The organism is Pseudoalteromonas luteoviolacea (genome assembly GCF_001696455.1).
GTDB lineage: Bacteria > Pseudomonadota > Gammaproteobacteria > Enterobacterales > Alteromonadaceae > Pseudoalteromonas > Pseudoalteromonas luteoviolacea_C.
Map to the genome: position 1 here is coordinate 1760173 of NZ_MAUJ01000001.1, position 22916 is coordinate 1783088.

17 protein-coding genes are annotated in these 22916 nt (G+C 43.3%); 13 read left to right on the forward strand and 4 right to left on the reverse strand.

Going from position 1 to position 22916, the window contains the following annotated elements:
* Positions 1-174 precede the first annotated feature (174 nt).
* The 4 genes from A7985_RS27155 (at position 175) to A7985_RS07640 (ending at position 2669) form a co-directional block, all read left to right on the forward strand.
* Positions 175-531 (forward strand): site-specific integrase, encoded by a 357-nt coding sequence (locus A7985_RS27155; protein WP_081310455.1) that lies wholly within the window; start codon positions 175-177, stop codon positions 529-531.
* Between the two features lie 354 nt (positions 532-885).
* A complete protein-coding gene (locus tag A7985_RS07630) occupies positions 886-1686 on the forward strand; it encodes a helix-turn-helix transcriptional regulator (RefSeq protein ID WP_065789813.1) in 801 nt (266 codons plus the stop codon).
* A gap of 3 nt (positions 1687-1689) precedes the next feature.
* Complete coding sequence (locus A7985_RS07635; protein WP_065789814.1) at positions 1690-2373, forward strand: AzlC family ABC transporter permease; 684 nt, start codon at positions 1690-1692, stop codon at positions 2371-2373.
* Positions 2370-2669 carry an AzlD domain-containing protein gene (locus A7985_RS07640; protein WP_065789815.1) on the forward strand — a complete coding sequence of 100 codons (300 nt, stop codon included), beginning with the start codon at positions 2370-2372 and terminating at the stop codon, positions 2667-2669. Before A7985_RS07635 ends, A7985_RS07640 begins: the two co-directional genes overlap by 4 nt.
* A 58-nt stretch (positions 2670-2727) precedes the next feature.
* Here the strand turns inward: A7985_RS07640 and A7985_RS07645 are convergent, their stop codons facing one another.
* Entirely contained in the window at positions 2728-10752 is an 8025-nt protein-coding gene (locus A7985_RS07645) for an ExeM/NucH family extracellular endonuclease (protein ID WP_081310456.1), read from the reverse strand.
* 674 nt (positions 10753-11426) lie between these two features.
* Between A7985_RS07645 and A7985_RS07650 the strand changes: the two genes are divergently transcribed.
* The 4 genes from A7985_RS07650 (at position 11427) to A7985_RS07665 (ending at position 14040) form a co-directional block, all read left to right on the forward strand.
* The gene (locus A7985_RS07650; RefSeq protein ID WP_065790055.1) at positions 11427-12326 is read left to right on the forward strand and encodes an NAD-dependent epimerase/dehydratase family protein; all 900 of its coding nucleotides are present in this window, start codon (positions 11427-11429) and stop codon (positions 12324-12326) included.
* 94 nt (positions 12327-12420) lie between these two features.
* The gene (locus tag A7985_RS07655; protein WP_065789817.1) at positions 12421-12909 is read left to right on the forward strand and encodes a hypothetical protein; all 489 of its coding nucleotides are present in this window, start codon (positions 12421-12423) and stop codon (positions 12907-12909) included.
* Positions 12910-12970: 61 nt separating this feature from the next.
* Positions 12971-13204 carry a hypothetical protein gene (locus A7985_RS26880; RefSeq protein WP_256096652.1) on the forward strand — a complete coding sequence of 78 codons (234 nt, stop codon included), beginning with the start codon at positions 12971-12973 and terminating at the stop codon, positions 13202-13204.
* A gap of 275 nt (positions 13205-13479) precedes the next feature.
* Positions 13480-14040 (forward strand): rhomboid family intramembrane serine protease, encoded by a 561-nt coding sequence (locus A7985_RS07665; RefSeq protein WP_247684564.1) that lies wholly within the window; start codon positions 13480-13482, stop codon positions 14038-14040.
* 32 nt (positions 14041-14072) lie between these two features.
* Here the strand turns inward: A7985_RS07665 and A7985_RS07670 are convergent, their stop codons facing one another.
* On the reverse strand, positions 14073-14675 hold the full coding sequence (locus tag A7985_RS07670) for a class I SAM-dependent methyltransferase (RefSeq protein WP_218061285.1): 603 nt from the start codon (positions 14673-14675) through the stop codon (positions 14073-14075).
* A 461-nt stretch (positions 14676-15136) separates the two neighbouring features.
* Between A7985_RS07670 and A7985_RS07675 the strand changes: the two genes are divergently transcribed.
* Entirely contained in the window at positions 15137-15688 is a 552-nt protein-coding gene (locus tag A7985_RS07675; RefSeq protein WP_063379547.1) for a hypothetical protein, read from the forward strand.
* A gap of 282 nt (positions 15689-15970) precedes the next feature.
* Here A7985_RS07675 and A7985_RS07680 read toward each other — a convergent pair whose 3' ends face one another.
* Complete coding sequence (locus A7985_RS07680) at positions 15971-16393, reverse strand: hypothetical protein (RefSeq protein ID WP_063379548.1); 423 nt, start codon at positions 16391-16393, stop codon at positions 15971-15973.
* Between the two features lie 166 nt (positions 16394-16559).
* Between A7985_RS07680 and A7985_RS07685 the strand changes: the two genes are divergently transcribed.
* From A7985_RS07685 to A7985_RS07695, 3 genes are all read left to right on the forward strand, one after another.
* Positions 16560-16934: a hypothetical protein gene (locus A7985_RS07685; RefSeq protein WP_065789820.1), complete on the forward strand. Its 375-nt coding sequence runs from the start codon at positions 16560-16562 to the stop codon at positions 16932-16934.
* A gap of 90 nt (positions 16935-17024) precedes the next feature.
* Complete coding sequence (locus A7985_RS07690) at positions 17025-19001, forward strand: TonB-dependent receptor plug domain-containing protein (RefSeq protein ID WP_065789821.1); 1977 nt, start codon at positions 17025-17027, stop codon at positions 18999-19001.
* Between the two features lie 280 nt (positions 19002-19281).
* A complete protein-coding gene (locus A7985_RS07695) occupies positions 19282-19482 on the forward strand; it encodes a hypothetical protein (protein WP_065789822.1) in 201 nt (66 codons plus the stop codon).
* Positions 19483-19630: 148 nt separating this feature from the next.
* On the opposite strand, the gene A7985_RS07700 is transcribed toward A7985_RS07695, so the two are convergent.
* Positions 19631-21514, reverse strand: coding sequence for a PKD domain-containing protein (locus A7985_RS07700; protein WP_065789823.1), 1884 nt, complete (start codon positions 21512-21514; stop codon positions 19631-19633).
* Between the two features lie 486 nt (positions 21515-22000).
* Between A7985_RS07700 and A7985_RS07705 the strand changes: the two genes are divergently transcribed.
* Positions 22001-22894 carry a hypothetical protein gene (locus tag A7985_RS07705; RefSeq protein WP_065789824.1) on the forward strand — a complete coding sequence of 298 codons (894 nt, stop codon included), beginning with the start codon at positions 22001-22003 and terminating at the stop codon, positions 22892-22894.
* Positions 22895-22916 lie beyond the last annotated feature (22 nt).

Here is a 22916-nt window from a genome sequence, read left to right on the forward strand (position 1 = left end):
AGAGCTAACATATTATTCTACGATAAAAGTCGCATAACTACAGCAGAATTTCCACCGCATAACAACGACTACCCATGTATACATTTTATTATGCCCAACCTTAACTATAACTTGAATAGATGTCACCAAATTATAATTGATAAAAGTACGTCAAATGCCGCATACCAATGATAATTGGTAAATCACATTAACTGTATTTGTATACATATAAATAACCCAAATGGAATTTGCTATGAAATCGCCATTTTTATCTATGAGCCAAGCACATATGCATCCCACAAAAGATGCATCAAGAATACTATTTCATGTTATGTACGCTGGATAACCAAGTTCATTCGTTTCCATCACTTGTTGCACCCAAATACACTTGGCGAAGTGGCTGTAGAGCAATTTTTAAGTCATCTAGCTAATCAACTAAACGTGGCTGAAAACACGCCAGCTCAGGCGCTCAATGCACTTGTATACATGTACAAAGAGACTACTAAACGGCCGCTGAGTTTAGGGCTAAAGTTTAATCAAAGTCGTCACTAACCATTGTGCTCACAGAGCAAGAACAAGCGTTACAACACCAATTACTCTGTCATCTCGTACATTGAGTTCAATTCCTAGCGTATAAATAACATCTCCAATCCCATCAAACGTCTTGCCTCATACACTTTCCAGTATTTAAGCGAGGTGAGTTATACACCGCTCAATGCCTTGACATAAAGCTGCGCTGTCGGCACGTGACATCGTCATAGCACTGAGAAAACCAACCTGTATTATCCATCCCAAATGTTTACACATTTTCTGTCAGCTCAGATGCCATAGATTGCCAACCCCGCAATTTTGTACAAGCGCTTATGAATAAGTTGCGTTAAGCTGATTTTGGTAAGGGGGAAGTTTATGCAGCAATCAAAATTCAGCTTTCATCACGAACTAGGTGGTTTGGAAGTACTTCATAATATTGATAAAAAAACTGATTTTGGGCGTCATAACCACAGTGGTTATACGCTGGCACTGGTCGATTGCGGTGCACAGCGATTTTTTCGCTCTGGCGGGCAACATTTGGCGGGTAAAAATAGCTTGATATTGATCAATGCAGAACAAGTCCACGATTGTCGAAAAGCCTGCGAAGGCATCTCATCATATCGTTCTATGTACCCGACGCCAGAGCTATTTAATCGTCTCATGGACAACACCAAACACCGCGCTCCCTATTTTTCTGACGCTGTGATACATGACCCAGTATTAGCATCGCAATTACATGGGCTATTTGACACCTTAGATTCATCCGCTAGCCAATTAGAAAAACAATCACAGCTAGTTGGCTTTTTAACTAACCTCTGTGCAACCACCGGAAAGTTGCACCTCGCAGAGGACCAAAAATCAATTCAATGTCGTATCGACTTGGCAAAGTCCTACTTACTTGATCATTTGTTTGATGACGTCGCTTTGAGTGACCTCGCCTCTCTTATACACATGAGCCATTTTCACTTTGTCCGCGCCTTTAAAGCCCAAACTGGGTTGACGCCCCATGCGTTTCAGATTCAGCACCGTTTAAACCATGCCAAAGCGCTGCTGCGTCGCGGCGATAATATTTCAGACGTCGCAAACTCGGTGGGCTTTTACGATCACAGTCACTTTAGCCGACACTTCAAAAAGAATATGGGGATCACACCCAATCAATATAAACAGGCTTGCTAAACAATGAAAATTGCAATTAAGAAAGGGCTGCTAGACATGCTGCCACTCAATTTAGCTGTCCTGCCTTGGGGCATTTTATGTGGATCGCTGGCCATTCAAAATGGCTTTTCGGCACTCGAAGCGCAGCTCATGTCTTTACTGGTGTTTGCGGGTTCGGCCCAGCTTGTGGCCATTGAGCTTATGGCCAAAGATGTTTCTTTTGTCACGCTGCTCATCACCACCTTTATCATCAGTGCACGTCACTTGCTTTATGGCTTATCAATACGCAATAAGATGGTTGATAAACCGCTAAAATGGCGCGGGCCTATTGCTTTCTTTTTAACCGATGAACTGTTTGCTTTTTCCCATCATCATCGCGCTTATCAGGGTAAATTGCGCCTCGTGTACGCTTTGGTGGCAGGTGGTAGCTTCTATCTTGCGTGGAATTTGTGGACTTTCTTTGGCATTGTGGCGGGTCAATTTTTGCCCGACTTAACAAACTTAGGATTAGACTTTGCCATTGCAGCCATTTTTATCGCCCTTGTCGTACCGGGCATTTCGAATTTACCCATATTGCTTGCATGTGTTGTCTCTGGACTGAGCATGCTGTACTTCAAAACAATAGAGTTCGAGTTTGGCTTAGTAGCTGCTTCGCTACTCGGCATGACGACAGGCTATTTACTCCAAGCCAAAGAGGACAAATCATGATCACAACGATTATTGCCCTAGCGTGCGTCACCTTTGCAACTCGCTATTTATTCTTGGCCAAGCATTTACCTTTTACCATTGGTCCCAAGTTTCAGCGCTTCTTAAGATTCAGCGCCCCCTGTGTATTGACTGCTATTTGGGTACCTATCGTATTTATGCAAAACGGGGAGTTGGTTACCAATCTTCATAATCCCTATATCTTAGGTGCAACGATGGCTATTTTGCTTGCGCTTAAATTTAAAAGTCTGTACGTCACAACTTTTGGAAGCCTAGCTGTATTTTTTGTCTTTTTTTGAAACTAAAAAAGCCCCTACGGCCACAGGCGACAGGGGCTTATAAATCTACTAATAATTATTATCTTCTGCGACGTAACAACGCAGGGATAACAAGCAATAGCATTAGTACAGGCATAGAACCACTCGAGATCTCTACTTTTTCTGGCTCAGAGCTGCCGCTAGGGCGAACATTCACTGTGACATATAATGTACCTGACGCTTGGGCATTGTGCTCATCAACGACGACATAGTTAATCGCCACTTTGCCTTCGCTGTTTGCATCAGGCTTGAATGTGATTGAACTATCGGTGAATGTCACTTCACCTGACTCAGCAGTCGCACTAATAAGTGTCAACTTACCCCCTTCAGGATCAGAGTCATTGCTAATCACATTAACAGTGACAGTTTGGTCATTGTACAAGTCCGTGATGTCATCAACCGCGATTGGCGCTTGGTTTTGCACCGGTGCTTTGGCAACGATGTTTACACGAACAGATGCCGTGCTTGTCGCACCTTTACCATCGCTCACTGTATACTGAATCGTATCAGTACCAACATAATCAAGCGCACTTTGATACTGCAAGCTTGAATCATTGTTAATAGTAACTGTTCCGCGTTCTGCTACCGCATTGATCACATACAGTGTGTCACCGTCAGCATCAGTGTCATTGGCAAGCACTTCTATCACTACTGACTCGTTGCGAACAACCTCTTGCGTATCATCCAAAGAAACTGGTGCTTTGTTGTCACTGCGCGTCACACCTACACCGCCTGGATCGACGATTTTGCCATTTTTAACGCCATCGGCGTCGTACTCACCACCATCGACTAAGGTTAGTCTCACACACCAAGCACCTTCAACTAGGCCTTCTTGCCAACTCGCATCATTAATGCTTGGGCAATAACCTTCTTGACCCATGGCAGAGTGAATCGCATTGCCATTTTGTGCAGAGAATGTCACCCAACCTTGGTTTGGTAAATACTTACGATATTGAGCATTTGCTGGTACCGCAGCTTGTTGTGGCAATACTACTTTAACGCTATCTGTACCACTTGGCATGTTAACGACGAAGTCAAAAATACCACCGCGGTTTTCTACACCTTCATCGGCATTAACCAAACCAGTATTTACGGCTTCTTCAGCACTGAGTGATGCCGCGTTTTTATCGCTGCTAAGCCCTAGACCACCTAGAGACATACACACACCGGCTTCGACTTCAATCAGGCTTGATCCCCAGTTGTTGCCACTTGAAGGCAAGACATTACACTGTACGTCAATTGGATCTAGGTAATTAGGAATACCATCGGCATCGTCGTCACCAAAACCTTCCATTGCATCATTCAGCAGGTCACCATCTGAGTCTGCGTTTTCATCTAACGTAGGTTGTTCTGAAACGACCTTAAATACCACGCTTTGCGTATCAAACAACCCTTCGTTATCTATGGCTTTCGCACTTATTTGGTAAACACCAACAGACAGATCTGCAGCATTGATGCTAAATACCGTTGAATCGTTGCTTTCGTTAGTCAAACCATCTTGTGCAGTCCACTCAATAACGTGTGTGTCCGCGCTATTTTGATCTAGCACTTCGGCAGTGATCGTAATAAGGCCGTGCTCAGTAACCATGATTGAGCGAGCTTCACCTTGTTGCTCTGCATTTAGAGTTAGCTCTGGCGCAATATTAGATTCAACGATTGTAATTTCGTGGCGCTGTTCAACACTTGCATTTAAGCCTGTGGTATCCAACGAAATTACCAATGTTTCGTCTGAATCATTCACTTCATCTAGCAGTGTCTCAACCGTGATTTCACCACGCGTACCTGACTCGATTGTCAACTTGCCAGCCGCCATTGTGTAATCATCTTCACTTGCCGTGCCTGAAACAGCAAAGTCAATAATCACTGGATATTCGAAATGCTCACCACTTAACACAACAGGGACTGTTGCAGTTTGCCCTTCGACAATAATCTGACTCGGCGCTGGTATACTCACCATTGGACGCACATTAACTATTTGTGCAGCTTTTGCACAAACGTCTTCTGTACCACAAGCTTGCCAGTAAACTTTATTCTCGCCAGAAGGTAAGAAGTTACTGCCTACAAGCTCAACAGCGATAGGTTCACCACTATTATCAACCGCAGTTGCCACGCCCAAATCAACTTTAGTAAGCTGGCCAGTTGCATTGACGGTTAAGTCAGCCGGCACTGTGATCACAGGTGCAGAAGGTTGATCTTGGCGGACTTCTAATACACCCTCAGCACGACCACCGAACCCATCCGAAATAGCATAACGAACTTGTGCTACACCGTTGAATGTGTCGTTGGTGCTAAATACGATTTGGTTATCTGCAATAACTGCGTTACCCGCATCTGCATTTACTGCCACGAGTGACAACTTGTCACCATCAGGGTCTCTGTCATTATTTAACACTGCAACCGTGACCGTTGATTGGTTTGCATCTAGTTGCACAAAGTCATCTGTCGCCACTGGTGCAAGGTTTGCGGTGCTAATTTGAACACGTACTGTGCCCTCAGATGTCGCGCTGCCGTCACTGATTGCATAGTTGATAATAGCATTACCCGAATTTAAGGCAGGCGCTTTATACAGCAGTACATTGCCATCGATAACCACATTACCAATATCCGCAGATGCCGATGTTATGCGTAGTAAATCACCGTCAATGTCACTATCATTTGCAAGTACGTCAATTTCAGCCGTTACTTTTGCAGATACAGTCACTGAGTCGTTAACCACTGTCGGTGCATCATTTTGTGGCGCAACCGTCACCGCAATGTCTGCACTGGCTGTGAGACCTTCTTCATCACGAATTACATAAGAGATTTGTGCAGCGCCATTGAAGTTTGCCGCTGGCGTATAAGTTACCTCAGAACCAGAGAACTCTACTTGGCCACTGCCCGATGTGAGTGTCGCAGAGCTTACTTTTAAGGTTGCAACATTTTCGTCAGTATCGTTACCCAATACAGCAATCGTCACGACCTGATCTTCAAGTACGCTCGCAGTATCATTAACAGCCACTGGCGCTTTATTCTTGGCAATAACGTTAACAACAATGTTGGCACTCGCCGTACCGCCGTTACCATCTGTGATGGTATAACTAATCAATGCTTCACCAACAAAATCAGCGCTTGGTACATAGCTTACTTGCGCATCCGTGAAGCGTACCTCACCAGAGCCTGAAACGAGTGTAGCCGCGGTGATAGTTAGCGCATTCGCATCTGCGTCCGTATCATTGGCGAGCACATCGATGGTTACCGTATCACCTTGAACCGCATCCGCTGTATCGTCGTTTGCAACAGGCGCTTGGTTATCAGGGATAACAACCGCTTCTAGATCGAAGTCGGTGATCACAGGATCATGATCTGACGAACGATAAGGAGACTCCGAGAACCACTTAGATTGCTGATCTTCAGACTTGCCTTCGGTGTTGTAGTCCAAACCGGCTGCTTCATCCGCATTTATATGCCAATGCATCGTTTGTACAACGCTATCTACCGACGTGCTGGCTGTTAGCATGTGATCTAAGCTACCCGCCACGCCGCTGTAGTAGTATGAGTAGTTGTCACCAGCTTCTTTTTCAATGCTCAGATTAGCAAAGCCGGCATTGTAGAATTCAAGCATGGGCGCTTCATAAGCATATGCATTAAAGTCACCTAAAATGGCATACACAGGTGCATCTGCACTTTGAATAACAGTATTAGTTGTCGCTTCACCATTGGCTTTGGTTAGCGCTGCGATCACGGTTTTTGCTGCCAATACGCGCTGACCATTACAAGCGCCCTCGACTGCATCATCCATATCCGCACCACATGAACCACCTTTAGAGCGGAAGTGATTAACAACGACGCGAACTTCTTTTCCGCCGTTAATTGGTTTGAATGACTGTAGCATTGGCGGTCTATGCGCGCGGGTTGCCTCGTCAAAAGGAGCATCTGTGATCACTTGTGCTGTGCCCTGTGGCGCAACTCGGTTTGCACGATAAATAATGCCAACCGTCACTGAGTCAGTACCAACTTGATCGAGTTTAGGATCGATAAACGCCCAATCGTTGACCTCATCGCGCTCATTTAAACCATCAATCAGGTTCTTGATCGCACTGTTATCACCGTAACCATTGTTTTCGATTTCCATCAAACCTACAACGTCTGAATCTGATGCCAATATTGCACGGATCACCTTGCTACGTTGGCGGTTAAACTCTTTCTCGTTGTTTGCACCACGGCCATTAAAGTCAACAAAGTAGTTCAGTACGTTAAAGCTCGCGACACGAATATGTTGCTCAGATTTACGCTCGACAGGCTTGTTGCGGCGCGGGTTAGACTGCTCGAAACTCGGTACACTTGTCGGTATTAGCTTGTAGTTACCGTATGTGTAGTGAATCACACCCGACATATTAGACGCTTGTGCACCAGAACGCAGTGGCTTATCCGCACTGAAATCTGGGTAGTAACTGATCTCTTCCGGGTTACTTTGGGTTGAATTGTCATCTACAAGTAGCACGTTTCTGACATTAAGTTCAGCTAACTCAGCTCGGCGAGGATCGTCTTTAGGATACTTATTTGTAGGCTGCATTCGCATGCCTTGAGACAAGTAAATTTCACCATATTTCGTAAAGTTGTGGCTAAGTGTGACATGCAGCTTTTGCGGCATAGAAATCCACATACCTTCCAAAGTCTCTTGATCGAACCCTTTTGCAAAAGGTAAGTTCACCTCAGTTGGTGTTACTTGTGTTAGCACATCGGTTGCACACGAGATTGTGTCTGAAACGGTATTGATTTGAGTGAGGTCGTACTTTTCAGCAACTTTACCTAGTACTCGAACTTGTTCACCCACTTTTACTTTAGTGTTTGTATCAGCAACGAAAATACCTTCTGAAGTATTACTATCACGATCTGCATGTTGATCTTCTTCTTGGATGAAGAAACCACCGTGTTGACCTGCATCTTGGAAAGACGCAACAACCACACCTTCAATCACCACAGACTGATCAACAAGTGGGCTAGACTTTCCATTACCTTGAATAGCGCTAATTAAGGTCGCAGGATCGCTACATGCGCCAATTTGTACTTGAGGTGGTGTTGACCCCCCGTCCGTACCACAGGCTGCAACACCACTACAACCCAAACCATCGGCTGTATTTTTTGCGAAACCTTCCCATTCAATACTTGGATCAAAGGCATCATCTAATACTGTGTCACCCGAAGTGATCCCGTCTTTGCGTCGTAGGGTTTTGTCTTTAGTTGATGTATCACCACTGCCCCAAGCACTGCCAGGATCGGTGCCGACTTGACCAAATACATCTGCAACTTGACCATCGACCATTAGAACCAGCGCATCATCACCATTGAAGTAAGTAATGGTACTGGTGCTGTCTTGGCGGCTTTTAATATCGTCGTTTGCGCTGCTATTCGCAATAACGTGCGTTTCGCCATGCTTTAGTTCACCAGACAGCGTTTGCGTTCTTAACCCTTCAGTCGTTAGCGGCTTACCGTTGTCTGCAAGTGTAATTGTCACGCGGCTAAGGTCTAAAGTTGCACCGGTAAAGTTGGTAATTTCAACAGCTTTGTTGCTACTACTTCCCTCAATATACTCGGTGAAGATAACTTTGCTCGCTTCAACCTTTTCACTCACCTGAATAGAAAACTCAGGCAAGTTCACAACATCGGTGTTGCCATCTGTCACACCTATTACAATATTGCTTGTGGTACCGATGTCTTTACTAGAAGGCGTACCAGACAATTCACCGTTTTGCGTATTGAATGTTGCCCAAGTCGGTTTGTTGGTGATTGAGAACGTGAGCGTGTCATTGTCTACATCATTCGCTTGTGGCTGAAAGCTATAGGCAACATCAACAACGGCACTGGTATTTGGTTTACCTGATATAGTTGGAGGGTTCTTAATCGTGCTAGGGTCGACGACTTCAATGTTGAAGCTCGGTAACGACACCGTCGATTTCCCATCCGTCACAGAGATCTGAATATTCTCATAAACCGCGATATCAGCAACCGCAGGGGTTCCAGATAAACGACCTGTTTGTGTATCAAAAGTCGCCCATGATGGCTTGTTCACGATAGAGAAAGTTAAGTCATCTTTATTCTGATCTGACGCCGTTGGTGTAAAGCTATACACCCTACCAGCACCAACGGTAAGTTCAGGTTTACCGCCAATGACTGGTGCTACATCACCTAATTTAGGGCAGGTATCACCGAATAAAATTTCTGCAAACTCAGGGTTATCAACAAATGGATTACGGTTACCCTGTTGTTCAACGATGCGTTGGTGTCTATCAAGCTCTAACTGATCAATCGTATCTTCACGATGCCAATCCATGAGATTACACAGTACACCTAAAGTCGGTGAACTACTTGCGCTGATATTGTTCACAAGCTCAAGATCTGGCATGCCACCGTCTGTGCCATCATAGCGCACGGCCATGTAGAACATCATACGGGCAGTATCACCTTTTACTGCATCTCTTGGCTCAAATGAGTCACTGTCAGTAAAGTTACCAGGGGCGTTATCAACCGGGTTACCACCGTCATCATAGTCTTTGCTACTACGTGTTGAGTTAACCTTTACATCGGTTGGTCTCAAATGGTGAATGTCAGTATAACCATATTGACCTTCGCTCGGAAAACCATGGGATTTTGGCCAGCTATGCTCACGGTTCCAATCGGTTGTGCCACCACCATTGGTGTTTTTGTCCTGACTTCGACCTGTATAAAACAGCAATACATTGCTTGGATTATTAGGATCTTCGTCGGTATATTTTAACGCATCCCACACTTGCGAGTACGTCATTCTTTGCTGACCTTGCCTCGCAATCTGCGACAATGCATTTTCTAGCTCAGTGCCCACTTTGCCAATCGCCGAGGCATAGTAAGTATTGTAGTCGTAGTTACTACCCGGTTTGTCAGTTACGGTAATCGAAAATGCCGGTAGGCTCACTGGTGCATTGACACCATCAGTCACTGAAATGACGATGTTGTCATTGCTGCCTACATCTGACTCAGCGGGTGCGCCCGACAGCTTACCCGTTGCCGTATCAAAGGCAGCCCAGCTTGGCTTGTTTGTAATTGAAAATACCAAATCGTCGTTTTCAAGATCGATGACAACAGGCGTAAAGGTATAATTTCTAGTGGCCTGCACTGAAGTGCTTGGTGAGCCAGATATCACAGGCGCATCGTTGGTACCTGCCGCTCTTACTAAGATTGAGAACCCATTAAGCGCATTGGTCACGGTGCCATCATTCACTGTGATAACAATGTTGTCGTACGTACCGATATCAGATGCCGTTGGTGTACCTGATAATTTGCCTGTTGCCGTATCAAAACTTGCCCAGCTCGGCTTATTCTCGATGGCAAACACCAGCGTGTCATTATCTAGGTTGGTTACAGTTGGAGTAAATACGTAGTTATCAGTGGCATTCACGATGCCTTTTGGTGTACCACTTATTTCTGATGGAATGTTACCACTGCCACCACATGCAGCGACACCGGAACAACCTAGACCGTCAAAGGTATTCTTTGCAAAGCCAACCCACTCATTCGCAGGGTCAAAGGCGTCATCAATAACGGTATCGCCATTTTCAATGCCAATCTTGCGACGTAGCGTTTTGTCTTTTGTACTTGTATCGCCCGAACCCCAGCTGCTGCCGGGATCTGTACCCACTTGGCCAATACTGTCAACAATTACGCCGTTGACTAACAGGGTTAGTGCATCATCCCCATTAAAGTATGTTGCAGTACTCGCAACATCGCCCAGCGCTTTTAGCTCATCGCTCGCACCATTATTGTAAAGTACATAACTTCCACCCGCAGCCAACGTCCCAGACAAAGTCAAAGGCGTCACGTCATCAAGCTTTTTACCATTCGCGGTTAATGCAATGCTAACCGTGCTTAGATCGATGCTGTTGCTACCAAAGTTGGTTATTTCTAACGCTTTATTATTGCTGCTACCTTCAATGTACTCAGTGAAGATAACATTCGCACTGGCTTGGCCTGCAACGATACTTGAGCATAGCCCCATGGCTATACAGCGCCTCAAGTATCGCAGTTTAGTGCGATGCTTATTATTAGAGTTCATATTTTTCCCGTGTGTTTATTACTCTGTTTTATCATTTTGAGTTAAATTGGTTTTATTTAGGGTACAAATATTCCCAATGAAAAATGGGAGGCGAATATAATACTCTATTATGAACTTTTTATTAAAAATGAATTAAAGATAGGACATCAAATAGCAACAATTGAAACGAGGTTAATTTAACACTAGATCGAATAAAAGTACCATAAAGGGGACATTTGTCCGCGTATAAGTTGCTGATTAATCTATACTAATAAGATGATAAAGTTACATATTAATTGATTAACCGTAGAGAACTTCAAACCTACTCAAACGATAAAAAACATAAATAAAACATGATAAAAACATTTGAAACACAAAATAAACACAATAGAACGTTCTAATTTTCACAATTATTTACAAACTGTTTATTTTTCGTGCTACCGGCACCTCTAATTACTTCATAAATCTGAACAAAAACCATGCTATACGACCGCAACGGTTGTAATTAAATATCTGATTAACACTGTCCGTAATATCCTTTTCAGTGCTTAAATACGCTAAAACCTAAATAATTATTGTCAAACGACTTGGCAATAAAATGCTTGGCTTATGGTTTAATATCATTAATATGCGACAATCTAGACTGAATGAGTTCCCATGTGTCAGGCGGTTCAATGGGTAAAAAGGCTAAACAGATGAAGGTATTGGTAACAGGTTCCGCAGGTAGAGTGGGACGCGCCATTTATATCAAGCTCATGCAAAACTATGAGGTTGTCGGATTGGATCTCACGCCTTGCTCAACGGCAGACTTTGTCGGAGATATTCGCGATCGCACACTTGTACGCAATGCCCTAGACGGGGTGGATGCCGTAATTCATACCGCTGCCCTACACGCTCCTCACGTTGGTCTAAAGAGCGAACAGTCCTTTCAAGAAATCAATGTCGACGCGACAAAACAGCTCGCTTTACAAGGTATTGCAGCTGGCATAAAACAATTTGTGTTCACCAGCACCACGGCTTTGTATGGTTACGCCTCTACTCCTGAGGGCAAAGCAGGCTGGATAAATGAGCAAACGCCTCCACAACCAAAATCTATTTATCATAAAAGTAAAATTCGTGCTGAGCACGAGTTAGAGGCCATTGCGAAAAAACACGACTTGCCTGTGACAGTCCTACAAATGTCGAGGTGTTTTCCTGAACCAGCTGATTTAATGGCGGTGTATCGCTTAACGCGAGGTATTGATGCCAGAGATGTGGCACTCGCTCACATGTGTGCGATTAAAAAGTGCCTTGCAGGGTTCAATCGTTTTATAATTTCGGGTAAGACGCCATTTAGTAGCACAGATACGTCAGACCTATTTCACCGCGCAGACACATTATTAGCACAGCAGTGCCCAAAAATCGCAGCGGCATTTCAAGCGAGAGATTGGGTATTACCAAAAAGCTTAGATAGGGTTTATGATTCGTCTTTGGCACAAACCCAGTTGGAATGGAACCCGCAATATGGCTTTGAGCATGTCCTGACATTGCTCGATAACGACTTTGCAGAAGTACTCCCTGTATTAACGAACACCAAAAAACAACCTAGCAATTAGCCAGCGTTGTATTTACGGTTAATACAAGTGCTTTTAATATAGTCATCAATTAAAAATAAGCGCGCATTTTACGATAAATGATTGGTGTAGATACATGATATTAAATAGTATCGATGGTATTACGAGAGATTTATTCGACCAAGATGATAGCTGTAGAGATTTTAATTTTAAAGCGAAGAAATCGGAGCATATTATTGCGCTCATTGCGTGGTTTCAAGAACGCTATAACACCCTATCATGCAATGGTGATTTAGGTGAATTTTCAGATTTCTCCTCTTGTAATACGCGCCTAACAACATTACGCCCATCTCAATATGTTCAGATAATATGCCAAGATACATCTACTCTAATCAAACATATACAGGTGTTTTTATATATAGAGGACAATAGGAATATTGATGTCGAAATCTCCTTCTTTGCGCAAGACATTGACAGGAGTCAATTCGAGCTAGGCCCATTTCTAGCACTGCTCAAAACTTGGCAAATCTTAGCACAAGCAGATATTGGTTATTTGCGCTATGAGAATGCCAGCTGGCACTTTGGTGATAAAAACGATGTGATTTATATTTCAAAGTTAGTATAAGACCTATAAAGGTTTTAAATGCTATTTGTATACCCACTTTTGAATCATAACTGGAGAAAACATGTTAGTTTGGGATGAAACCGATGTATTAACGGTCTTGGAGGTTATTCCACAAGTTGACTGTGATGGTATATGGCACAGATATGAGGTCGAAAAGGACGGCATTAAACTGACGATTCATATTTATCAGTATGATGGAGACATTAGCTTCGAACTCATAAATAGTGCAAATAATATGAGCCTGTTTTCGATGTCGCTGGTGGATTGTAATGGCGTTTTGAAAAAAAAAAGATAATACCGGTGAGTATCTTCAATTTGCGCCTGCAAACTGTTTTAGTCATCGTTACGACGGCCAAACCACGATACCTTATGGCGTTCGAGTAATGGTGAACCCAAGCATCAATGTTTCATTTTACCGATAACCAACATGAAATATTAAAGGGATATAAATAACGCTCAATAAGCTATTTGAGCAATATTGCAAACAAAAAAATGTGGAGCCTGAGTTAAAGGATGGATTCTACGAGCACATACAGACCTTATTTTACACTCGCAATATGCATACTCACCATGTGTGTGTCATTGTTCGTCGCACTTCAAGTTTCAGGTTCCTTTTTTGGTAAGTCCCGAATTATCTATCTCGCTGACTATGGCGGCATTACCCTACAAAGCATTAAAGACATGGAACTTTGGCGATTTTTAGCGGCGCAACTTATTCATGTTCATCAAAAACATATGCTGTATAACGTGCTGTCAATTCTATTAATTGGGGTTATTTTAGAGCGATATATTGGCCATAAATATATGTTCGCTGTCTGGCTAATCGGCGGTGGTGTCGGCACTGCGTTTACCACCGCGCTTGGCTCAGTGCCATGGAACACAGGCACTGGAGCTTCACAAGCCGCCTTGGCATTTGCAGGGTTTGGTCTCATATTTTTAAAAACACACAGACGAAGCAGGTACTCACTTATCATCGCAATAGTATTTGCGATATTGCCCGCTTTATACCTCGATTTAAAAACAGCAGGCTACCCAAAGCCAACTCATATTTTAAGTTTTACAATTGGAACCATAATGGCAGCGTGGTACACATGGCGCTCAACCGTTACCCCAAATTCAAAGGTTAACTAACTTACTTGTAATACATGTGCTCAAGGTGTACTTCACAATTTTTTTAGCGCCACCCTCGACCAAGTGACATGTTGTTTATTCGGCAGCTTACTTGGTTGATTTTCGAGCTGAAGAATGACTTCAAAGCCAAATTCTTTAGCATATTCAACAAGCTCTTTTGCGCTTGTTGGGAACACATGGGTTCCGCCACCAGCGGGACCGTGTCTGAGTGAAATGGCACATACTGCATTGTGCGCCATTAAAGATGATAGTCGCTTTATGCACCTTCGACGCTCTTCATAACTCAGGTGATGCCAAACACCATCCAAGAGCACAAAGTTAAACGCACCCTCGTCAATTGAGACTTTCTGTAGCGCTGGCAAGCTGTCGTTTAACCACAGAATATCCAATGTTTGGTAGCTTGCAACAGCCTCCTTAAGGAATGGTGCAAAAGGCTCTATCGCCACAACTTCGTAGCCAAGCCTGCTAAGCGCTGCTGCATTTTGGCCGACTCCGCATCCTGCGTCTAAAACTCGTGCAGGCAGTGGTGGTAAAAACCTTAAAAAATCCTGATTAATGTCCTCAAACTTCAGATTAGCACTGGCGGTTACAAACGCATCAATGACTTTTTCATACCCTTGAGTCCCTAAAACCAACTCTATTTCTCCTCTCGTTTTATTTTTCGTTTTGATTTACCATGCTGCAATCAGGGTGAACAATATTCTATTACCCCATCATTCTTGCCTCATGACGGCACTAACCAAGGCCAACCATCTTCGAATTACCCATCAAACTCACAGCCAACCTGGATAGCAACCATGCATTGAAAAACGCTTGCTCGATTTTGCTGCAAGTCTGGGGCAGAGTGTTTTTCATAACCAGAGTACACGCATACTACAAACCGAAAAAAATCATGTCACTGAGAAATTCAATAGGATGGAAAGCTTCAGGTTCACTCATAAAATTACATACCATGATAGTATTTTACTCCCCTCGACTTCCGGTTATCTAGCAGTGCTGACTAAAATAAATAACTTCATAAAAAACATAACAGTAAAGATCAATTAGCTAATCCAACATATACTAAAATCGCTTTTATAAAACAAAAAGGGAAATCATGAAAATTAAAGCGATATTAATTTGTCTTTCAATGGGCATGAGTGCCAATTTGGCCGCAAATTCGGTCTCATATAATGCCACGGAATGTGTACAAAGGTATGTCAACCCTGGTGAGGAAACATTGAAATATAGGCATCGTTCATCGTCAAGCATCGAGAATGCCACAGCCCAAGATATCTATGTGTATTGCCCGCTTAACTTACAGCAAAACACACAAATCGAGTCCGTGCATGCATATTTTAATTTGGCCAGTAAACACCCTAGTGCCAATGCAGCTTGTACTTTAGAAATTAAAGGAATGGCAAACCCTAGTGTGAGGCTATCGACTACTTCAGGCACATTTGAACGCGCCTCAAGACTCACAATGAGACCCGCTGAAGATTACGAAGCACGTTTAGCTGCCTATCAAAGTTCATACCAGAATACTTGGGGAGAAGATGTGTCTGCCCATTTAAATTGCATAATACCGAGAGTTTCTGATGAAGCCATAAATGGGCCATACGGTTACACTCGCATGGTTGGGTATGTAATTAATTATACTTCACTATAAGATGACATCAGGGAAGTGTTCATTTAAACGATATACTTGTTAAAAGATAAACCCTTCCCTTTCACGAATAAGTGGCTAGCCCTTTATTGATACATTTCATACTAATGCGCAGTGTCTATTCTGAAACACGTCCTAACTAGTCTATTATTGCGTAAGCTTCATGGAGTTGCGTGTATTGGGGGGCTTAGTCATTCATCAAAGCCAAAGCGCGGCATAAAGTTGTGTTTAACTTAAAACAACGCAAATACATCAAAGTGAGTAATTTAGACTAGCAACGAGTTACTATTTACTCAACACAGGATTACCTTCTGCTAATTTTTCTAAGCGAGCGATTTGGGCTAACTCAGTTGGTGACAATGGTTCATAGAACCTCGGGTAAGGCCATCCATATCCCCAACGAAATGAGGTGGGTAAATACGGACTGCCACCAACTCTTACGCCTGCGAGCATGAGCTTTGCAATTTTAGCTTCACCCACGTTGGCAACACATTTTTCAAGCTCACGATCTGCATTTAGCCTGTCATCGTAAGTCCCCCCCTTCCAGTATGCATAGTCATGTGCGGTACAACATGAAAGCCACAACTCTTTTTGTGTGGGTGTACCATCAGGAAAAACACTGCACCCATCAGACGTAAAAGCGCTAATCGAATTGGCAGACAAATGTGTTGATATCAAAATGAAGAGCAAAGAAAGTAACGTGCGCATATACAACCTTGAAGCAAATACTCTAAAAGCAAGGGCAGATTAAAATACACGAGGAAAATATTAAATTCCAGTCACCGCCAGATTACCAATAAAGTTAATGTCTTCTCTATTCACACATCCACTAAAATGCCTTAGACTATGTGGCGATTTATCCTATGAGAATTATATGCTTAAGCCACTAACAAAATTTTTCATTGTTATTGCGACGTTGATTGCCTTTGTCGGGCAAGCGAGTGCGTATAATTTCATGGGAGCGACTGAACATAACACCGAAGTCCAAGACACAACACAATCAATACAGCTAGCATCTGCGGGCCTTGATACCACGAATATACCCAGTGACGACGATTGTTGTGAAGTTGACTGCTGCGAATCCGACTGTATATGTCCTGCAAATGCATGCATTGCCTTTGTCTACTTGAGTGCTCAGAGCAATACTTCAAGTGTTGTCGCACAAGGCCAATCCACTTTTAATGATGAAACGCAGCGCCCAAATAGCGTGCAAGCTCCGCTCTTTAGACCCCCCATTTTTACCTCTTAAGGGTTAGTACGCCCAAAATTTGTACACGTTAAAAATTTAAAAGTAAATTCGCACAACTTGCGAGCAATTTTTGGCATGTTTGAGGTAAAAATGCTTAACCAATATTCTAAATTGGCAATATCAATGATGTTGTTGCCCTGTACAACGTATGCCGCCGGCCATGAAGAACATCATCATCACGATGATCATGATAAGAACGGTAACATAGAAAAAATCCAAGTCACCGCCTCCAGATTAGGCAGAATCGTGACAGAATCAGCAACCCGTACAGAAGTTATTAATGCTGAAGAAGTTCAAGAAAAAGCGCTTATGCGACCGGGAAATATCTCTATGTTGGTGGCAGAAACGGGTGGTGTAAGAGTGCAAAATACGTCCCCTGCACTTGGTAGTGCAAATATCAAGCTACAAGGCCTGTATGGCCGTTATACCCAGCTACTGAGCGACGGCCTGCCACTTTATGGTGGGCAAACAGCCTCTATTGGTTTGTTGCAGATCCCTCCTACCGATCTCGCTAATGTGGAGATCATCAAAGGTTCAGCCTCCTCGCTTTATGGCGGCTCAGCACTTGGAGGCGTTATCAACCTGATTTCCCGCACACCGAATGATGAGTTCGAAGGAGAGGTGTTATTGAATGCCACTTCAAAAAGCGGTCAAGACATCACAGCATACGTGGCAGCACCAATCTCAGATGCGTTGAGTGGTTCTATTACAGCGGGAGGGCACCATCAAGCAGAGCAAGACCTTGATAACGATGGCTGGATAGACATGGCGGCTTACAATCGAGCAACCATGCGTCCGCGTTTGTATTGGTCAGGAACAAACGGCGAAAACCTGTACGTAACCCTTGGAGCTATGACGGAACAACGAACAGGTGGTACTGTTGAAGGTGCGCAAATGCCCGACGGTAACCCCTATGTGCAAGCGCAAGATACCGTTAGATTAGACAGCGGATTTATTTTTGAAAAGCCATTAGGCGAGGTTCTAAACCTGAATGTTCGCGGCTCGGCAATGCATCAAGAGCACGAACACCAATATGGCACGATATTAGAAAATGACACCCATGACAGCTACCTAATTGAGTCTAGCATGTCCGGATATACAGACACCACGGCGTGGCTAATTGGTGTGGCATATCAATCAGATTCTTTTGATTCTGATGAGTACTCCGACTTTAACTATACGTATGAAGTCCCCGGTTTATTTTCACAACTCGATTATGAAATGGCCGATGATGTTTCGCTGTCACTCAGCGCACGTACTGATTGGCATAGCGAATATGGCACGCAGTTAAGCCCGCGCATTTCGATGCTCTATAATCCAAATAACTGGACGATTCGCGGCTCATATGGCCAAGGCTTTTACGCACCCACGCCATTTATTGAAGACATCGATGATACCGGTCTATCTCGCCTCGAGCCGCTAGAAAACCTTGAGGAAGAGAAAGCATCAACAGCCTCTGTAGACATCAGCTACACCTTTGATAGCGTTGAAACCAGCGTCACATTATTTGCCTCTGATGTTGAAAATGTTACCGAACTGGAAGTGATAGACAATATAAACTCAGCCAAGCGAGTGCGTATCGTAAACGCCCCCGGGCAAAGTGAAATACGCGGTGCCGAGCTTCTACTTCGTTACCGCTGGCATGACATTAAATTTACAGCCAGCTACTTGTACACTGATGCCACAAAAGCAACTTCAACAGGACTTTCACGCACACCTCTGTCGCTTACACCAAGGCACTCAGCAGGCGCAGTGATCATGTGGGAGGAGCACGGTAGTCACCTCGTTGGGTTTGAAGCTTATTACACTGGTACTCAGCACCTTGAGAATAACCCCTATCGCGAAAGCAGTGATCCATATTGGCACCTCGGTTTATTGGGTCAAATCACTCTTGGTAACGTCAGTTGGTTTTTAAATGCCGAAAACTTATTAAATGTCCGTCAAACCAAAGAGCACTCGCTTGTGTTACCGGTTCAAGCACCAAGTGGCCGTTGGACCACTGATATCTGGTCTCGTAATGATGGGTTTACCGTCAATGCTGGCGTAAGAATTCAGTTTGGCGGTTAAAATATCGAACAGACCTTTAATTTAGTCGTATTGGGGAGAGTCTTGACTCTCCCTGCTTCGGCTCAAACACCAAAGTAACCCTCATCCCCTCCTAGCGTAGAGGTTTAAATATTTACCTTTTCGCGGCCTATTATTCCTTTATCTTTAGTACAAAAATATGTAATAACGGCATCTCTCAACACGTCTTTATTTACAAATTACAAAACAACTGTTAACAATAATGGAGTTGATAACTTATCAACACCATTTAATTATTTAAAACTAAGGAAAGGACATAGAAATGATAAAAACGACAATCGTTGCACTCGCAACATTAATAGCAACGGCAGCTCCCTCACACGTTGAAGCAAACGATATTATCAATGTGTATTGCTTTAAAAACGGCAAGTTACTTTGGGAAGATGTATTCTACGACTACCGTGCAGCACAACGTGCATCCGATATATGCAGAAGAATCGGCGGTACACCCGACATGCTTTAAGTTAAAGCGCTAGTCGATTACGTAAATAAGTAGGCCTTTCCTACTTATTTACGCTTCGCTCAGCTTTTTAGAAACTTGAAGTATAGAAACCTTCACTTCATACCGATATCAACAAATAAAAAGTGAAGGATGTCCAAAAAGAAGTGAATTAGTTACAAGCTTTTATCCACTTCCACACAGCCCATTGTGTTGAGTTGTCAGCTGGCGATTGGCCTCTTGTCCACCACTTAGCTTCATACACATTACCGTTTTGAGACGCTTGATCACCTTTTAGGTAAACTGTGCCGCTATCCCATGCAGGGACATTGCAGCCACTGCCCGCGGTAACTTCAACGGTGCGTGTCAATGTATCTTGCTTACCAGCCCCATCAGTGACCGTTAGCGAAACGCTATAAGTGCCAGCGGCACCATACGTGTGAACAGGATTTTGCGACTGACTAGTGCTGCCATCACCAAATTGCCATGCGTAGCCAACAACGCCAGTATCATCAGTAGACGAATCAGTGAATGACACCGTTAAGTTATTAGCACTGTGAGTGAAGCCTGCCACAGGTGCTTGATTCGTACCATCAGTCACAGAAACAGACTTAGTCACTGTACCTGTCGCGCCTTCATTGTCGGTCACGACCAATGACACTTGGTAAGTACCTGCTTGTGCAAAGGTGTGGTTGACACTTGTTTGAGATGCCACACTGCCATCGCCGAATTGCCATGCAACGCTAGCAATACTGCCGTCTACATCACTTGAGCCACTTGCATCGAAAGTACAGGTCAGTTGATTGCAATTAACCTGAATGTCAGCAGTAGGTGGTGTATTACCTACATGGCCATTGTCTCCCACTGGCACGACGCCACCAAAGTGTGAGGATACTTTTGGCCAAATTAGCTCGATACGCGTACCACGATTAAGTTTTGTCGTACATTGCGTGCTATTTCCATAATGGTGCAATGCGATAACATTGTTGTGCTCTGCGGACAATACAGGCGAACCCGACGAGCCACCAATGGTGTCACATTTGTAGCCCATATCTGTATTGCTACCTCGTCCTGCTGTAACCGTCTGATCTATTTGACAGTAACCCGTGTCATTTTGATCGCTTTCTATCGCCAGCTCTTTAGGATTGCCACTGCCATGCTGTGGAATATAGATCCTTTGTCCAAGTGTTTGCGAGGTCACATCAAGACCAAAATGACCAAATCGTTTAATCTTATCAAACTCTTGTACCGTGAATAGTGTGTAGTCAAGGCTGTAGTCGGTAGCCAGCAGTTGATCGCCTTTTACTTTAACAGTTGCATTCGGCTCCCCTGTACCACAAGCAGTACGCTGATAGTTGAACCAAACCTCTACATTTTTGGCTTCCGCTGCGGTGTCAAAACAGTGATTGTTCGTAAACATGTGATTGCTCGATCCGACACGCCACGCCGTACATAGGCTTCGCCCGCCAATCAATAAACGTGCCACGGGACGACTGCGCTCAAACTCTACTGGGTGAGAAGACTCCCAGCACGCCACATCTCGGCGCTCGTTAATTCCACAAGTTGATTTTGGCTCAATTAGATCTGCAGCTAACATGTGTGCTTTTGCAGCTAATTCTGACTCGGGGTAACCGGCAAAGAAATTATCAATCTCTATACCATGGTGAGGCTGCCAAAGAGTCGGATTCGGAACAACCAGTTTCAACTGGATAGCATCAGCAGAAATCGACATAGCAGAAGTGACATCGCTGTCATTATGATCATAACGATATGTTTCACGCCCGTCTAAATCACTCACTTGTAAATAAGCGCCTTTTGGCAGCTCAAATTTAGCAAAATTAACCTTGATAAAGTTTGCATTAGGGTGATGAATTGTATGTTCAAAGTGCCCAGAAGCAGAACTCAGAGTATGGTTTAAACCCAATGCCATTTGATATGGCACCGCCTCAGCTACAATCTCTCTTTGCTGACTTTCGAGCGGGCTAGCTTGTAAGTTGGTCGCCAAGAGCAGCGCACATGCCGGTAGCATTGATTTGATTACTTTACATGATGTCATAAGTTGAATGTCCTTTATTTGTAATTATTGTGCTTTAAATGAAAAGGCTTTTGAAACTTATGTTATATTAAAGTTAATATCAAGGTTATTTTTTGAATATTTCTTGTTGATAGAATTTAGCTATCAACTAAATGTTCATCGTAAATTGGCATATGTTGGAGGAAACCATTGTGATAACAACTGGTTTTTTAGCTCTAAAAATCATCACTGAATATCAAGGGTGAATACAATTTAATATATGATTAGATATGTGCCTTGGTTGCACCCGAGCCTAAGAATCAAGACCTCTCACGTTATTTAATACACTGCTCTAGAAATCAAAACGCATACACCTTTGCACAATACTGTTCTACCGTAATGCTATTTTCAAATGCCATGACTTGCACACATCTTCATAAAAATTAGCGTATTAAATTCATCTCAATGCCATCAACATTGTGAGTTTGGTATACTCGCCAATTATGGTTTGTACCCGAGTTTGATTTAATGAAATATACAGGGCACTTATTTGTACTGTTTGATGCGCTTGTTGAGCATAAAAACCTGCTGTTCTTTTGTGGGAAACTGTTTACTGGCGTCGCCTTGTTTACAAAGAGCGGTATTATTATCAAAAGGTCACATGTTGAACAAGGCGTTCTAAAACATGACTATGTTCCACCATACTCCAACTTAGAAACTGTCAATAAGCACCTCATTTTGGATGACGTAGTTGATGAATTTATTGAACCTCAAATGGTTAACCAAAAAATTTTCACTGGTATGTTGTATTCAAACTGGAAAAATGGCTGGATAGAGCGTGAGCAGGTTTATACAGATGGGATCTGTACCGAGGGCGCAAGTTATCATATCAACTCGAACCGTTACAGTGAACTCGCACTTGACACTGCAAACACTGTTCAGTTGTATCAATTTTGTGAACAAGGTAAAGTCACCTATTGGCACGTCGCATACTTTAATCATAATTTGATTAAAAATAACGGAGAAATAACATGCAGGCTCAACTCGCATGATGGTTTACTTGATGTAAGCCTGTCGGGATCATTTTCCGAAATTCCAAGTTTACACAAAGAGGTGAAGTACCCGAATGTAAGTTTCATTGATATAGAAGGTGCTTTGCAATTTAAAAACGTTCATATCAACTCGTTGAGCTTAACTGAAGTAAACGAAAAAGACCTTAAGCACGTAGCAGCCATTATTAGCACGCAACACATAAAAGAAATTACACTATCCGATTTTGACCAAAACTGGTTAGAGGTTTTGTCTCTTGCCTACTCAAAGGGTATGAGGTCTTTAAAGGTTTACACTAAAAAAAGTGAAGACATTTTACAATTGCAAACACATAGAGATAAATCTATGCCAGAACTGAGCATCAAATTCTAGCGGTTACCAGCCCGAGGGATTT

What these genes read in the sequence shown, in the direction of transcription:
- A7985_RS07630 (WP_065789813.1), top strand. Translation starts at nt 886, where the DNA reads ATGCAGCAATCAAAATTCAGCTTTCATCACGAACTAGGTGGTTTGGAA.
- A7985_RS07635 (WP_065789814.1), top strand. Translation starts at nt 1,690, where the DNA reads ATGAAAATTGCAATTAAGAAAGGGCTGCTAGACATGCTGCCACTCAAT.
- A7985_RS07640 (WP_065789815.1), top strand. Translation starts at nt 2,370, where the DNA reads ATGATCACAACGATTATTGCCCTAGCGTGCGTCACCTTTGCAACTCGC.
- A7985_RS07645 (WP_081310456.1), bottom strand. Translation starts at nt 10,752, where the DNA reads ATGAACTCTAATAATAAGCATCGCACTAAACTGCGATACTTGAGGCGC.
- A7985_RS07650 (WP_065790055.1), top strand. Translation starts at nt 11,427, where the DNA reads ATGAAGGTATTGGTAACAGGTTCCGCAGGTAGAGTGGGACGCGCCATT.
- A7985_RS07655 (WP_065789817.1), top strand. Translation starts at nt 12,421, where the DNA reads ATGATATTAAATAGTATCGATGGTATTACGAGAGATTTATTCGACCAA.
- A7985_RS26880 (WP_256096652.1), top strand. Translation starts at nt 12,971, where the DNA reads ATGTTAGTTTGGGATGAAACCGATGTATTAACGGTCTTGGAGGTTATT.
- A7985_RS07665 (WP_247684564.1), top strand. Translation starts at nt 13,480, where the DNA reads ATGTGTGTGTCATTGTTCGTCGCACTTCAAGTTTCAGGTTCCTTTTTT.
- A7985_RS07675 (WP_063379547.1), top strand. Translation starts at nt 15,137, where the DNA reads ATGAAAATTAAAGCGATATTAATTTGTCTTTCAATGGGCATGAGTGCC.
- A7985_RS07680 (WP_063379548.1), bottom strand. Translation starts at nt 16,393, where the DNA reads ATGCGCACGTTACTTTCTTTGCTCTTCATTTTGATATCAACACATTTG.
- A7985_RS07685 (WP_065789820.1), top strand. Translation starts at nt 16,560, where the DNA reads ATGCTTAAGCCACTAACAAAATTTTTCATTGTTATTGCGACGTTGATT.
- A7985_RS07690 (WP_065789821.1), top strand. Translation starts at nt 17,025, where the DNA reads ATGCTTAACCAATATTCTAAATTGGCAATATCAATGATGTTGTTGCCC.
- A7985_RS07695 (WP_065789822.1), top strand. Translation starts at nt 19,282, where the DNA reads ATGATAAAAACGACAATCGTTGCACTCGCAACATTAATAGCAACGGCA.
- A7985_RS07700 (WP_065789823.1), bottom strand. Translation starts at nt 21,514, where the DNA reads ATGACATCATGTAAAGTAATCAAATCAATGCTACCGGCATGTGCGCTG.
- A7985_RS07705 (WP_065789824.1), top strand. Translation starts at nt 22,001, where the DNA reads ATGAAATATACAGGGCACTTATTTGTACTGTTTGATGCGCTTGTTGAG.